The following is a 15,095-nucleotide window of genomic DNA, read 5'->3' as shown; positions in this document are numbered from 1 at the left end:
AAATCTCCATCTTAAAAATTTGTAAGTTCGTTTGCAATCATTTCCGCTTGTTTGAGTACCGTTTCAGTCGCCAACATTTGCATATCCGGCGGATAACCAAACTGTCGCAGAGTTCTTTTAACTATAACTTTTAATTTAGCTCTGACACTCTCTTTGATAGTCCAATCAATAGAAGCATTTTCTCGCACCCTCTGAGTCAAAACAACGGCAAGTTCTCGTAAAACATCTTTGCTCATAAGCTCTTTTGCGCTTTCGTTATTTGCAACTGCCGTATAAAATGCATATTCAAAATCACTCAAACCCATTGCTTTTGGCTCTTCATCCATCTTGTGAATATCTTTACTGAGTTTTATTAACTCATCTATAACTTCAGCTGCGGTGAGTATTTTATTTTGATATTTTTTGATAGAATTTTCTAACATCTCCATGAGTGTTTTACTTTGAACAAAATTTGTTTTCATTCTAGTTTTTATCTCATCGTTAAGTAGTTTCTTTAGTACTTCAAGAGCTATATTTTTATGCTTCATCCCTTGAACTTCTAGTAAAAACTCTTCAGACAAGATAGAGATATCAGGCTTTTTAATCCCAGAAGCATCAAAAATATCTATCACCTGCTCCGTTACAAGTGCTTTATCTATGACTTGGCGGATGGTTGTTTCCATCTCTTCATCCGTGACACTGCTTCCAGTGCCATTGAACTTCACTAGTCGTGCTTTTACCGCTTGAAAAAATGAGACTTCATCTTTTACATCCATAGCTTCTTCATGAGGAACCGCGATAGCAAATGCTTGTGATAATGCTGTTACTTCATCTATGTATCTTTTTTTACCATCTTCAATGCCGAGTATATGTTCTTCTGCTTCGAGTATAAGGGTTAATTTACCTCTCGTATCTGTTTGGAAATAATCTTCATAAGCGAATCCATAATACATCTGCGATACAACTTCAAGTTTTTCAAGCATCAGTGCAACAGCCTTTTCTTGTGCAAGTGCAGGATCACCTTTACCGCCACTGTCACTATAAAACGAAAGGGCTTTTTTAAGGTCACTCGCAATCCCAAGATAATCAACAACGAGTCCACCCGGCTTATCTTTATAAACTCTATTAACCCTTGCGATGGCTTGCATGAGATTATGCCCTTTCATCGGTTTGTCAATGTAGAGTGTATGCATTGACGGTGCGTCAAATCCAGTCAGCCACATATCCCTAACGATGACGAGTTTTAGTTCATCATTCGTATCTTTCATACGAGAAGCCAAATCTCGTCTTTGTTGCTTTGTAGTATGGTGTTTTGCCATTTGCGGACCATCACTAGAACTGGCTGTCATGATAACTTTGATAACGCCCTTATTCAAATCATCACTATGCCACTGAGGACGAAGTTTAATAATCTCTTCATAGAGGCTGACAGCTATCCTTCTACTCATTGCTACTATCATCCCTTTGCCATCAAACACTTCTTGACGCGCTTCAAAATGATTTACAATATCGCTTGCGACTTCTTTAACTCTGTTCTCACTTCCTATGAGCGCTTCAAGTTGCGTCCATTTCGCTTTGGCTTTTACTAAAGAAACTTCGTTTTGCGTATCGTCCAGTTCCTCATTTCCAAGTTCATCATCAAGCTCTTTGACAAGCTTTTTGCCTTCATCGCTCAACTGTATCTTTGCAAGTCGGCTTTCATAGTAGATTTTAACAGTAGCGCCATCTTCAACCGCTTGTGAAATATCGTAAATATCTACATAATCACCAAACACGGCAGGCGTGTTTATGTCACTGCTTTCTATCGGCGTGCCTGTAAATCCAAGATAAGTGGCATTTGGGAGAGCATCTCTGAGGTATTTTGCAAATCCATAAACAATCTTTTTACCGATAACATTGCCGTCTTTGTCTTTTTCATCAACCGTTTTAGGTTTAAACCCATACTGTGTACGGTGTGCCTCATCGGCTATGACTATGATGTTTCGTCTGTCTGAGAGCTCATCATAGATATTTCCATCTTGGGGCGAAAACTTTTGAATAGTTGCAAATATGACTCCGCCGCTTGCAACTTTCAGAAGACTTTTTAAATGGTCTCTGTTTAGCGCTTGAATAGGCTCCTGTCTGAGTAAACTCTGTGAACTGGCAAAAGTATCAAAAAGCTGGTCATCCAAATCATTTCTATCGGTGATTACCAAGATGGTCGGATTGTTTAGGCTGAGAACGATTTTACCGGTATAAAAAACCATAGAGAGCGACTTACCGCTTCCTTGCGTATGCCAGACAACCCCGCCTTTTTTATCGCCGTCAATGCTGCTTGCCCGTGTCGTTCTCTCGACTGCTTTGTTTACCGCATAGTATTGATGATAAGCTGCTAACTTCTTTACTGTTTCAATGGTAGTGATTTGCGTTTTGCTATCTACCTTTGTACTCTTCTCATAAACGATGAAGTTTCGGACTAAATCAAGCAATGTAGCAGGATTTAACATACCATTTATAAGCGTTTCCATGTGTGAGACAAGCTTTGAAGCCTCACTCTTTCCATCACTGCTTTTCCAACTCATAAATCGTGATAAACCTGCGGATATACTTCCCGCTTTCGCTTCAAAGCCATCACTTATGACACAAAAAGCGTTGTAGGTAAATAGCGACGGTGTAACACTTTTATATGTTTGTATCTGCTTGTAAGCGGAACCAATAGTTGCATTTTCATCTACGGGGTTTTTCAGCTCAACTACCACTAATGGCAAGCCGTTTACAAAGAGGATGAGGTCAGGTCGCTTGTTGATACCATTTTCAACGATAGTGAATTGATTGGATACTACAAAATCATTACGGCTCACATCATCAAAATCTATGAGTTTAACTATCTCTCCACGTGTGACACCATCTCTTTGAACCTCAACAGTTATACCCTCCGTAAGCACTTTGTGAAAAGTTTCGTTATCACGCAAAAGCTCTGTAGATCTAAGTCTTTGGCACTGTTTTATAGCATATTCTATTAGGTCATATTCTAAAGTAGGATTGATAGCTATAAGTGCGTTTTGGAGTTTGTCTTTTAAGATCACATCTTCAAAAGATTCTCTCATAGGAGTTTGGCTGTCAGGTGCTATGTTTGGTGCATAGATATACTCGAACCCAAGGCGCTCCAAAAGTTCTATGGCGAATAGTTCTATTTCATTTTCGGTTATTTTAGTCATCAGTTGGCTCCAAAGAATTTATATCATCTTCTAGTGCTTTTAATATTAACATTATTTCTTCAAAAGTAAGATACTTATTAAAAATCATATGTTCCATAGCATTGTAGTCTTTTCGTAACTCTTCGACTCTAAAATTAGGAGGCAAAAGTTTTAAACTACCAGGTGTTGCATCATCAAATTTTGCCCAAGCAGAAGGATAAAATTTCTTTTTAAACTCAACGACATTTTTTAAAAGTTCCAAATCCTTAATAGCCTCATCTTTTACGGTTGATTTAGCCATTACTGCCAAATCATAATAATGTCTTGAATATCTAGAAGGTAAAGGCTTTTCTTGAACTCTATGGGCTTCTTGATGTAAAATCGTAGTTTTTTCCCAAAATGTTCTTTTAGCAACTATAGCATTAACACTACATTTTGGTCTTTCAAACACCTTTGAAAAATGTTGTGCAGCATATGGCACTATTTCAAAACTATCATATGGCAACCAAGAAGCCAGAGGACCAATTTCGAGTAAAATCTGAGGTCTTAAATATAAATCATCAAAAGTAGCAGGATATTTTACATTAATATTGAATGCCTCACTTTTATCTATTGTGCAAACACATTGAGGGAAAACAATCTCTGAAATAATAGGCAACAATACATCTTTTATATAAGCTTTTGCATCTTCATTAACTTGCTCGTTAAACTTAACTTGTTTTGTTTTAGAATCTCGCTCTTCTTTTGGGTCTTCTTTTGTAACCTCTCTCCAGTCTAGTATCAGATCTATATCTTCTGAAAAGCGACCTATAAGATCAAAGACCTTAGAAAGACTCGTACCGCCTTTAAACATCAAAATTTTGTTAAGTCTCTCATCAAAAAATATCTTATCTAACACCCATACAACCCAAAAATCTTTTTCAATGATAGCAGATGTTGTGTTCATTTTTCTAGCAGTTGCACTAAAAAGTTGTTTTCTATTTTCTGATGATGCTAGAGCTATTTTATTCATGTTTCAACCTGACAAATCAGTTTAATTGTTTCATAAATCCATGTCGTTGAAGACTGAGTGTCTTTTAAAATCTTCTCATACATCTTAGGGTCAATATTTTTTTGAATTTGCTTTATAACATCAGCAGTTATTCGCTCTTTACCTAAAGCTTTAAGAGCTTGAACTATCAATGAACTCTCTTTGTACTTAAAACCTATATCTTTTAAAGTGGCTTTTTTAAACTCTAGCGTTGTACCTAATATGTCATAGGTTCTATTTGCCCCATCATTGAGATAAATGTACTTAGCAACAACTTGTGTAGATAACCCAAGCATATTTAAAGCACTATCGCCTAAGATTTCTATTCTCCAATTAAATTTTCTTGCATATGCTCTCGCTACTTGATCAATGTCAGGACTTACATTTTGCTCTAAAAACTCGCTATATTTTGGGTAGTCGTAGATGCCTCTGCTTACTCTGCGTATCTTGCCATCTTTTAGAAGTTCACAGAGAAGGTTATCTGCTTGCGTTCTACTAAATTTACCAAGTAAATCACCAGATGAAAATGCCCACCCCCTACCATGTCCAGATATAAAATAAAATGCTTTATTATAGAGGCTAGACATAGGTTTCCTTTTTATTAATATCTAGAAAAAAGTATATACTTTTCTAGATTTATATTTACTTTAATCAGTCTGTTAAAATAGTGTGATTTAAGTTTTTCTAAAAATTCAATTACAAACAATTCTATTTCATTTTCGGTTATTTTAGTCATTTTACTTTGCTCTTTCAATTATTGATTTCAACAATCCAACATCTTTATTATTGTCTTTTCGTTTTAACTCTTGTAAAATTTTGTTTTCTGTTTCAGGCGACCAGTATATTTTTAAATCTTCTTTGGCTCTTGTTATTGCGGTATAAAATATATTATGGGTTATCATTTCCTCTACTTCATTAGTTATGACAATCTTGACAGAACTGTACTCTAAGCCTTGAGCTTTATGAATAGATACGGCATAAGCAACTTGAAATGGAACTATTGCTTCTGATGATTCATCATCCTCATCTGTTGTTGGAAATTGATTAACTTTAAATCTAATAACTGATTTTTTGCTATCACTACTTACTAATTCAAAATCGTACCATTCTATATCTAACTGATTTACTACTTTATCTATCTCTATATCAAACTCGATTTGTTTGTCTAAAACTTTTATATCAACTATCTTGCCTTTTAGATTATTATATATGGCATCACCAAATCTTTTTTTTCATTAAATAAAATGGGATCGTTTATTTTATATATTAAACTTCCCCACTCAATGGGTTTATTTGGATTATTAGCTTGTAAAAACCTATTTATATTATTTATTCCATAAAGTCCATCATAATTTAAACAAAGTATTATTTCATCATCTCTATGATTATCAAAAATAGACTCATCTAAATTAGTAGAGTACCCATTTCTTTGAATATGTTCTGAAATGTCATCTTTTAAACTTCGAACTTTATCCCATAATTCAAGTAAATTATCATTTTTACTTCTCCAAGGCTTAGTTAGCTCAAAAATAGTATTTTTTGGTAAAAAATCTTTTGATGATTCAAACCAATTTCCAAACCTAATAGATTCAATCTGAAAAATATCGCCAACTAATACTATCAGAGAAAAGGAAGCTTTATTTAAAATAGCGAGCATATCAGAATTATTAACTGTACTACTTTCATCTATAAATAAAATTACACATTTAGTATCACTATTTCTTTTAGATAAAAATTTTGTAATTGTCATAAATTTACAATTTGGAGCATCGACTTTTCTTTCTAAATTATCTGTTGCGGGATTTGTTTGTGCTAAATAAATTTTTTTCTTATCTTTAAAAAAGTTAGAAATATGATTTATCATTGTAGATTTTCCAGTTCCAGCCGCTCCATAAATCATAGCCACTTTTGAACTTTCAAACATTTTAATTAAAAATTTCTTTTTATCTTCACAATCAATATTATGGTCTGTTCCTTCAATCCAAGCTTTTACAGAATTAGAATAATTTTCAATACATTCATTTGACAACTCTTCTAATTTTTTGATTATCTCTATTGTGTTTTCTTTATAGCCTTTCATATAAAGAAAACTATCTTTATAACTTTCAATTAAGCGATTTGACTGGGTTTTTCTATAAATTAAACCGTTATATTTTTTGATAAGAGTATTTAGATTATCAAATTTTTCCACTTCATTTAATGGGGTAAATAGTTCTCCTTTGATCTCTGTATTGTTTTGAATAAATCTAGCCAAAAATTCGTGTTCTCTATTTTCATGATTTATGCAATCAAACAAATCATATATTCTTGGATTATGATTGATCAATGATGTAGTAAAAGGCATTTGATCAAAAGGGATACATCCCCAGTTAAGTAATAAATTAGATAGTTTAAAGTTTGATTCATTATGAGTTTGTTTTTTTATAATTTTATTATTCATAATATGTAGAAGGTATCGAACAATATTTGAACCTGCTCTGTTATGCAATAACAGCTCTCTACAATTATCTAATACATCAAAAAATTGTATTTTGCTGCCATCTGTTACTTTATTTTTTACAAAATCATAATATCCTTGTTCTTGAATGACATATTCATTAAGACTGAAACTTGTTTGAGTTAAAAACAGCATTAATTCTTTGTATTCTTTATGACTAGATTGTATATTTATATTTATGCCGCATATTCTTGCAAAATTATTAAGTTCACAAGGTCTTATTGAAACTTCCCAATTTTGAATAACATTTATAGGCATTTGCTTACCTAATATTTCGATATATTCTTTTCCAATAAATAAATCAACAGCATAGTTTTGAGTAATGTCTAATTTTGTAAAAGCAATTATCCTATCAAACTTACTTACTTTATCATGAGATTTTGTAAAAGTTGCCTCATAGTAGACTTCATTATTTACAAAAAAAGGTTTAATTTTTTGAATATAGTATCTGTCTTTTTGAGTTTTCCCTATTAAAGGTATATCTATTCTTTCTGCAATCTTTTCATAATATTCTTGTGTGGTTTTATCCAACTTTATAGGAAATTCATTGATATTTAAAAAAACTTCTAAACTATATTCTTTTAGTAAAAATGACTTTATTTTTAAAAGATATTCATAATATTTGAGCATTAATCTTTCAGAAGCATTTTCATCAAGAGTATAATGAGAAGCAGAAATTTGTAATAAATCATGAAATTTACCTAAAAATCTAAATGTTCCAATTGATTTCACAAATTTTTCTGCAATCCTAAAATTTTCATATTCAGGTTTGAGAGATGTGTTTTTTCTTTGATTATAAATTGTTAAAAAAATAAGTTCTACTAAATTTCGAAGGTGTGATAAAATGTTTTGTGAAAGCAAACCTCTTTCACTATCATCAAATTTACTTATGTTTTTTGAGATGTTTTTATCAACGGATAAAATAGCTTGATTTACTTCATTCATGATTCAACCCTCACTTCCCCACTCATAAGCTTCGGCAAAAGTGTGTCTCGCATATTTTCAAGAGTTTTGATTTGATTTTGATTTTTCATTTGTTTTAAATAATTTGGTTCTAGTAATTCTGAAAATTCTCTTATCTTATCAACTGATGGAGTTAAAAAGTTTATATTTAATATATCTTCTGGCTTTACCCCTTGATGGCTTCCACTTGTACCAGAAGCTGACATTGTCAAATCACCAATAACTTTATCTGATTTTAAAAGTGTTGATATGAAAGGGAAAAGCCCTTTTTCATTTGGTTGTATTACTTGAAACTCAGTAGAACAAATTGAATTTACTTTAGGTTCAAAGTAAATATCCCATACTCTTGGAGTTTTTGGATTTAGTTTTGACATTAAAATTGAAAAAGGTTCTACTTGATATTTATTACTTTTAATATCTGAACCCAATTCAATATTTGGTTCTTTATTTGTATCAAAAGCAGGTAAGCTAAAATGTAAAAACTCATCATTAGGATTTTGTGCAGGTTTTATACTAACTTTTTTATGAGTAGCAAAATCTCTTACTTTGTATTCTTCCCACTCATCCTTAGCTTCTTCAATAAACCATTGTCTAAAAAGTGTTTGTGCTAACTCTTCAAGGGTTTTGTTTTGGCGGTGGAGAAGGTCGATTTTATCATCAAGGGAGCTTAGAACTTCTGCTATTGCTTTTTGTTCTTCTAGTGGTGGAAGTAGAAAATTAAAACTTGCAAATTGTTTTGCATTCGCTCCTGGTTGTGCTGAACCGCCAATAATCCCTTCAACAAAACCTTTCCATTCATAAGATTGTAAATTGTATGCTACATATGATGGATTGGCAATTTTTGAATTAATTTTGTATCTTATTAAATATGATGCAAAAACGGCATCTACATTGTCTCTAATTACTTTGTTATAGCCTGTTGTTGCTCCTGTTCTCGCAATGACTATATCGCCTATTTCTAGTCTGTATTGCTCTTTCTTTGATTCATCAATTTGACAAAATGGCACAGTATCCCAATTAATTCTGGCTGGAACTATATCGGTAATTCTTACAAATTTTGGTCCAATTCTTTCAGAATTTGCACTGGCAGTGTATCCATAGGCAATATTTATACAAACATCCCCCAACTTACACTCTCTCCAAGTAGATTGCTTCGTCGCTTCGCTCCTCGCAATGACTGTCTTACTCATCACCCACCGCCTCTGCATTCTCATCTTCTAATTGTGCCTCTATTTGCTCTATGCTAGGAAGTGATGATTTATACTCTTTTGGAAGGATTTCTGTGAGCTCGTACTCACTAATACCCAAAGGTTTATTTATATCTTTGAGTGCATACTCTACGACTATGTCATTTTTGGATTTGCAGATGAGTATCCCTATGGTTGGATTGTCATTTTTATCTTTTAGCTCACCATCTACTGCTGATGTATAAAAGCTAAGTTTTCCTGCAAACTCTGGTTTGAACGCTTCTACCTTTAGCTCCACTACCACATAACATTTAAGCTTGGTATGATAAAAAAGCAAATCTATTCTAAACTCATCACCACCGACTAGGAGCTTATACTGTCTGCCCACAAAGGCAAATCCGCTTCCAAGTTCTAGTAAAAACTTTGTGATATTGTCCGTGAGAGCATTTTCTAACTCTTTTTCAAGGTAGCCTTTTGTAAGGCTCAAAAAATCAAAGTTATAAGGGTCTTTTGTAATCTCTTTAGCTAAATCAGATTGAATAGGTGGCAATGTAGCTTCAAAATTTGTGATAGCTTTTCCATCCCTTGCATAAAGATTTGTTTCTATTTGGTGAATAAGTACATTTCTACTAATACCGTTTTTAATAGTGTTTTGTACATAATATAGGGCTTCATCTACACTTTTGCATTTTTGAATGATGGCGATATTATGTCCCCATGGTATCATCAAAATTTGCGAAACAACTTGTTTCCTTTTTTTATCATCAAATTGGGCAACAAGCTGTTTCCCTTTTGTATCCATTGTCGTATAAAATAAAAACCACTGTCGTACATATTTTAAATTACGATATGAAAACCCTTTTACATCAGAAAATTCTGCACTTAAATCATTGCTTAGTTGCTGTAAAAAACCACTTCCCCAAGTGCTATTTTTTTGTTTTTCAACTATTTCATTTCCAAGGTTCCAATAAAACTCCAACAAAGTGCTATTAACTTGTATTGATGCCTTTATTTGAGATCTTTGAAACTTTTGTTTTATCTCATTTATCCACTCTTTATACTCTGATGAGATTATCTTAGTTGGCTTCATTTTCTACCACCAAGTTTACTTTGGCTAGATTTGCCAAGATTTTGTCGTTTAGGCTTTGTTCCTCTTGCATCTGCTCTTTTAGCTCTTGTTGTAGAAAAGCAAATCTCTCTTTGAAGTCAAATTCATCCTCAACATCTTCCAGTCCTACATATCGCCCAGGAGTGAGAACATAGTTCATTTCTCGTACTTTTTCAAGGCTTGCTGATACGCAGAAGCCTTTTATGTCTTGATAAGTGGATTCCGTATCAAGTACGGAATGACGAGAGGTATGAATTTTCCAGTCGTGGTAAACTTTAGCTATACAGTTTGTGTCTTCATGGCTGAACTCTTTAGTGCGTCTGTTGATAAGCGCACCCATATTTCGAGAGTCTATAAATAAAATATCTTTGGTTGTTCGTCCTCGTTTCATAAACCATATTGAAGCGGGGATTTGAGTATTTAAAAAGAGTTTTGCAGGTAGATTTACTATACAGTCGATTAAGTTGGCTTCGATGAGAGCTTTTCTTATCTCCCCTTCATTTGAAGTGTTGGAAGTAAGGCTTCCTTTTGCCAGAACAAAACCTGCCGTTCCCGTTGGTGCCAAGTGATAGAGAAAGTGTTGTATCCATCCGTAGTTGGCATTTCCCTCGGGCGGCGTTCCGTATTTCCATCTTCCGTCGTTTCGTAACAGGTCACCGCTCCAGTCACTCACATTGAAAGGCGGGTTAGCGATGATGAAGTCGGCTTTGAGGTCTTTGTGAGCATCATTTAAAAATGAGCCTTCGTTGTTCCATTTGACTTGTGAGCTGTCTATTCCACGGATGGCAAGGTTCATTTTTGCCAGTCGCCATGTGGTTTGGTTTGACTCTTGACCGTAGATAGAAATATCGTTTATTTTTCCTTGATGCTCTGTGACAAACTTTTCAGATTGAACAAACATACCGCCACTGCCGCAACATGGGTCAAACACTCTGCCTTTGTAAGGCTCTAACATTTTTACAAGAAGTTCAACAACACTTTTTGGAGTATAGAACTGTCCGCCCTGTTTGCCCTCAGCAAGTGCAAACTCGCCCAAGAAGTACTCAAACACATGACCAAGTACATCTGCACTTCTAGCCTTTGCGTCTCCAAACGCTATGTTTCCTATAAGGTCAATGAGTCCACCAAGAGATTTGCTGTCGAGATTATCTCGTGCGAAAACTTTTGGTAGAACTCCTTTTAGTGATGGATTGTCCTTTTCGACAACGTCCATAGCCTCATCAACAATTTTTCCGATGTTTGGCAGTTTTGCATTTGAAAGAAGAAACGACCATCTGGCAGTAGGTGGAACAAAAAACACATTTTCAGCTTTGTATTCATCTCTATCTTCTGGGTCAGCTCCTGCATAATCACCGTTACCGGCTTTTAGTTGGTTATAAAGCTCAAGAAAACTGTCTGAGATATACTTCAAGAACACAAGCCCCATAACCACATGTTTATACTCTGCGGCATCAATATTTTTTCGTAGTTTATCTGCGGCTTTCCATAGTTGTTTTTCTATCGACTCTTCTTGTTTCTCTTTCGCCATTGCTTCTTTTTCCTAATATATGTACTTTATTATTTTTTTATGTATTTTAACTAAATTAGTTAGAATATTTACCCTTCATAACGTTCCAAATCTTTTAGATTTACAAAAAATTCCATCTCCTCTTTTCGAAGCGCTCTTATCATATTTGTGCTGCCGCTCACCCCTGACGGGTCGCCTGCTATAAGGATGTAACTTCTCTCAAAGCTGATTAGATTGCGTTTTATTCCATCGTTTAAAAGCTGGTTGAGCATCTGCCCGATTGAGCCTTTTTTTACCAAAAATGCCGGAACTACGCCCCAAACAATAGTAAGAACTCTTGCCGTTTTTTGCGAATGAAAGCCCGCGTAAATAGTCTGGTTTGGTCTGTATCTTGCGATTTTTTTCGCACTGTTGCCTGAGTTTGTCATAGCAATAATACCGTCTGTTTTTAGATGGTTTGACAACCTTGCAGCGGAGTAGTTTATGCTGTCGGTAAAATCATGCATCACAAAATCTGAAAATTTATGATATGGATAAGTTGACCTCTCAGTCGCTCTGATGGTTTCCATCATAATTGTTACCGCCTCTACAGGGTATTTGCCCACGGTCGTCTCTTCGGAGAGCATAACTGCGTCAGTTCCATCAAGTACGGCATTTGCCACGTCGCTTATCTCCGCCCTTGTCGCGCTCTTGGAGTTTGTCACCGAGAGAAGCATTTGAGTGGCGGTAATTACGGGCTTGCTCATCTCATTTGCTTTTTGGATAATCATTTTTTGAACCTGAGGCACCTCATAGTAGGGAATCTCTATCCCCAAATCGCCTCTTGCCACCATTACCCCGTCACTTGCTTCTATGATCCCATCAATATTTTCAACGGCGTCAAACTTCTCTATCTTTGCAAATATCTGCACATCTCCGCCAAAAGAGCTTACAATCTCTCTGGCTTTTATGACGTCTTTTGCATGTTGAACGAACGATATCGCCATAAAATCAACACTGTTTTTTACGCCCCACTCCATATCTTTTATATCTTTTGGCGTAAGTACATCAAGACCTAGTCTTGTGTTTGGAAAATTAACCCCTTTAAAAGAGGACAAGATACCGTTGCTAAGAGCTTCAACCACAATTTTGTCATCTTTTATTTCTACTATTTTTGTCTTAATCTGCCCATCACAAAAGAAGATATCACTCCCCATATTTAAATCTTGCAGAACTTTTGGCTCACTTATGCTTAAAACATAAGTGTTGTTTTTGCTTTTGTACCCAACTATACCGCTCTTTAAAATTTCTATCTTGTCGCCGTGCATAATCTCAAAAGTATCCCTCAAGTCACCCACCCTAATCTTGGGTCCGCTGATATCTTGCAAAACACCGATATACAAACCTGTTTGCTTGCTTACCTCTCTTATGTTTTGCAAAACACCAAAATGATACTCGTGAGTGCCGTGAGAAAAATTTAGCCGAAAAACATTTACCCCCGCTCTCACTAAAGCCGTGATTGTCTCCAGACTATCACATGCGGGTCCAACAGTTGCTACTATTTTTGTCCTTTTTTTCATTTCCTCTGCCTTTTTTATCTATATCAGCTTCAACTATTATCTTTGGAATATAATTATAAAACTCGGCTTTTCACTCCACGCTAAAACTGAAACTAAATTTTAAATCTTTTGTAAAATTTCTCAAGAACATCAAAGATAGATGCTGCGTTGTGTAGTCAATTCCGGATTCACTTTGACTCACAGTATAGTTTTTACAGATAAATATCTGTACCTCGTTCTCAAAATCAAACTTTAGAGTTTTTTTTAAATATGGATCAAAGATACTCAATATATTTGCATAAAGAGTCATTTCCTCTTCCAAAAGCGTACCGTTTATCTTCAATTTATCATACATTACAAAATGCAAATTCCACTCATTTGCATATACCATACTCTCCTCAACTTTACTCTTTATCTCAGTATCACACAGAAGAGTCTCACTTTCTAACATGTAGCTTTTTGTTACCTCCGCGTGAGTATCTAAAATCTTGCCATTGCACTCAAACAACGCTCTCTTTTCATCTACGCTTTCATACGAGGAGTCGACAAAACTTCCATACTCTGCAAACAGATTTGATTTAAAATTCTCTATATTTAAAGAACCATCACTTATATGGTCAAGATTGGAATATTTTTGATATCTGTCTATATATCTCTGCTTATCAGCCCCCAAGACAAAAACATTACTATGAATTGTTTTTGTAACAGAATCGTCCTCTACCGGATATTCACTCTCTGCTTTGTGATGATACTTTTCAACTCTTCTTGTAAGCGTATTTAAGAGATTAAACTTTTTATCTCTTAAATCAAACTCAACAATACTCGCTCCATAATTTGGTTTCACTATACATAAAAGCTCGCTGCTGCTTAGTTTATACTCATCATGCCCGTCAAAATCTATATCAATAATCTCTATATCTTTGCTTTTTAAAATATTTTCACACTCTATAATATACCTGTAGGCAGTATCTCTAAGGTTTGGCAGATAGATCCCGCCGAAGACTCCGTGCCACAAGACGTCATTACACTCTGCCTTATATAAGCACTCCAGAAAGTTCTCATCATTTATCTGTTTTTTTGAAAGCTCCAGTACCCTTTTGTGTATCCAGTTGCTTTGGGGGTATTTTATAAAAAAGTTTTTCCATATTCCGCCTCGCGAACTGTGCCTCTCATCAAGAGCAGACCACTCTCCCATCTCTTCATAAGAGAGCGTTGGCAAATATACAAGTCCCAACGCCCTGTTCGTTTCAAAAAACTCTCTGTAGGTTTGAGTTTCAATTACGGTGCCTGCGGTGCAGAGTTCAAAAAAATTCTTTAACCATCCGTTGGTATAACACAAATCGTAAGTCTGCGGCCATATGCCGAACTTCTCGCCGTCATCAAAGATAATAGCGCCGCTGTTACCCTCTTTTGTTGTTGCAATCGACAAAAGCTGCTCTTTTATATGATCTATGTCGTTAAAAGGAATAGAGTATCTCAAAGCCTTGCTTATGGGAAATATCGCTATCTTGTGAGAGTTGTTTTCCGTCAAATAGTACCCATGAAGATTTTGTGTAATGCCGTTTGCTATGAAGTGATAATCATCAACGATTACATATTTTATGCCGCATAAACTCAAGTCAGATATTATAGAGTCATCCCAAACTCTCTCGGTAAGCCATAAGCCGATTGGTGTTTGGTTGAAATTTTCTTCTATAAAGCTATTTAATTTTTGGATTTGGGCTACTCTGTCACATGAGGGTATGGAGGCTAAAATCGGCTCATAAAAACCGCCGCTGAAAAACTCTAGCTGATTTGAGAGATTTTGCATAAGCGAAAAAAGTTCGTTATCGTTTTTTTTGATAAACTCTAGCAGCCAGCCGCTAAAATGCACAGAACATTTAAAATCCGGGAACAGTTTCAGTGTTTGAAAAAAAGGCTTATAAGCTTTAGCTATAGCGCCAAAGAGTACCTCGTCAAAATTATCGACCGGCTGATGCGAATGAACCCCAAAAAGGAGTTTTGTTTTTTTCATCATACTATCCTCAACATTGTTTACAAATTTTATCCTAATTGAGTTACAATACATAAACTCAACTTTTGGATGGTTGCCTCCACAATTACTACACAT

Annotated in this window: 10 protein-coding genes; all 10 read right to left on the bottom strand. The window is 35.0% G+C overall.

Translation table 11 applies throughout. From position 1 onward, the window contains the following. Window positions 1-11: 11 nt before the first annotated feature. The gene (locus IBX42_RS00500) at window positions 12-3,176 is read right to left on the bottom strand and encodes a type I restriction endonuclease subunit R (protein WP_294927154.1); all 3,165 of its coding nucleotides are present in this window, start codon (window positions 3,174-3,176) and stop codon (window positions 12-14) included. Beyond that, the gene (locus IBX42_RS00495) at window positions 3,169-4,167 is read right to left on the bottom strand and encodes a nucleotidyl transferase AbiEii/AbiGii toxin family protein (RefSeq protein WP_294927151.1); all 999 of its coding nucleotides are present in this window, start codon (window positions 4,165-4,167) and stop codon (window positions 3,169-3,171) included. Before IBX42_RS00495 ends, IBX42_RS00500 begins: the two co-directional genes overlap by 8 nt. Next, window positions 4,164-4,772 carry a DUF6088 family protein gene (locus IBX42_RS00490; protein WP_294927148.1) on the bottom strand — a complete coding sequence of 203 codons (609 nt, stop codon included), beginning with the start codon at window positions 4,770-4,772 and terminating at the stop codon, window positions 4,164-4,166. Before IBX42_RS00490 ends, IBX42_RS00495 begins: the two co-directional genes overlap by 4 nt. A 150-nt stretch (window positions 4,773-4,922) precedes the next feature. Next, window positions 4,923-5,153 carry an ATP-binding domain-containing protein gene (locus IBX42_RS00485; RefSeq protein WP_294927314.1) on the bottom strand — a complete coding sequence of 77 codons (231 nt, stop codon included), beginning with the start codon at window positions 5,151-5,153 and terminating at the stop codon, window positions 4,923-4,925. A gap of 227 nt (window positions 5,154-5,380) precedes the next feature. Then, window positions 5,381-7,627, bottom strand: coding sequence for an AAA family ATPase (locus IBX42_RS00480; protein WP_294927145.1), 2,247 nt, complete (start codon window positions 7,625-7,627; stop codon window positions 5,381-5,383). After that, window positions 7,624-8,835, bottom strand: a complete 1,212-nt coding sequence (locus IBX42_RS00475; RefSeq protein ID WP_294927142.1) for a restriction endonuclease subunit S — start codon at window positions 8,833-8,835, stop codon at window positions 7,624-7,626. Before IBX42_RS00475 ends, IBX42_RS00480 begins: the two co-directional genes overlap by 4 nt. Continuing rightward, the gene (locus tag IBX42_RS00470; protein ID WP_294927139.1) at window positions 8,828-9,922 is read right to left on the bottom strand and encodes a PDDEXK nuclease domain-containing protein; all 1,095 of its coding nucleotides are present in this window, start codon (window positions 9,920-9,922) and stop codon (window positions 8,828-8,830) included. Before IBX42_RS00470 ends, IBX42_RS00475 begins: the two co-directional genes overlap by 8 nt. After that, complete coding sequence (locus IBX42_RS00465; RefSeq protein WP_294927136.1) at window positions 9,909-11,468, bottom strand: class I SAM-dependent DNA methyltransferase; 1,560 nt, start codon at window positions 11,466-11,468, stop codon at window positions 9,909-9,911. Before IBX42_RS00465 ends, IBX42_RS00470 begins: the two co-directional genes overlap by 14 nt. A gap of 68 nt (window positions 11,469-11,536) precedes the next feature. Beyond that, on the bottom strand, window positions 11,537-13,006 hold the full coding sequence (gene pyk, locus IBX42_RS00460; protein ID WP_294927133.1) for a pyruvate kinase: 1,470 nt from the start codon (window positions 13,004-13,006) through the stop codon (window positions 11,537-11,539). Between the two features lie 70 nt (window positions 13,007-13,076). Next, complete coding sequence (locus IBX42_RS00455) at window positions 13,077-14,999, bottom strand: alpha-amylase/4-alpha-glucanotransferase domain-containing protein (RefSeq protein ID WP_294927130.1); 1,923 nt, start codon at window positions 14,997-14,999, stop codon at window positions 13,077-13,079. Window positions 15,000-15,095 lie beyond the last annotated feature (96 nt).

This window comes from Sulfurimonas sp. (assembly GCF_014859695.1).
Taxonomy (GTDB): Bacteria; Campylobacterota; Campylobacteria; order Campylobacterales; family Sulfurimonadaceae; genus Sulfurimonas.
This window is presented reverse-complemented; position numbering and strand designations above follow the sequence as displayed.

Bases quoted from the DNA above. Each gene is read 5' to 3' on its own strand.
- IBX42_RS00455 (WP_294927130.1), bottom strand. From the start codon at position 14,999: ATGAAAAAAACAAAACTCCTTTTTGGGGTTCATTCGCATCAGCCGGTC.
- IBX42_RS00470 (WP_294927139.1), bottom strand. From the start codon at position 9,922: ATGAAGCCAACTAAGATAATCTCATCAGAGTATAAAGAGTGGATAAAT.
- IBX42_RS00480 (WP_294927145.1), bottom strand. From the start codon at position 7,627: ATGAATGAAGTAAATCAAGCTATTTTATCCGTTGATAAAAACATCTCA.
- IBX42_RS00475 (WP_294927142.1), bottom strand. From the start codon at position 8,835: ATGAGTAAGACAGTCATTGCGAGGAGCGAAGCGACGAAGCAATCTACT.
- IBX42_RS00495 (WP_294927151.1), bottom strand. From the start codon at position 4,167: ATGAATAAAATAGCTCTAGCATCATCAGAAAATAGAAAACAACTTTTT.
- IBX42_RS00490 (WP_294927148.1), bottom strand. From the start codon at position 4,772: ATGTCTAGCCTCTATAATAAAGCATTTTATTTTATATCTGGACATGGT.
- IBX42_RS00465 (WP_294927136.1), bottom strand. From the start codon at position 11,468: ATGGCGAAAGAGAAACAAGAAGAGTCGATAGAAAAACAACTATGGAAA.
- IBX42_RS00500 (WP_294927154.1), bottom strand. From the start codon at position 3,176: ATGACTAAAATAACCGAAAATGAAATAGAACTATTCGCCATAGAACTT.
- pyk (WP_294927133.1), bottom strand. From the start codon at position 13,006: ATGAAAAAAAGGACAAAAATAGTAGCAACTGTTGGACCCGCATGTGAT.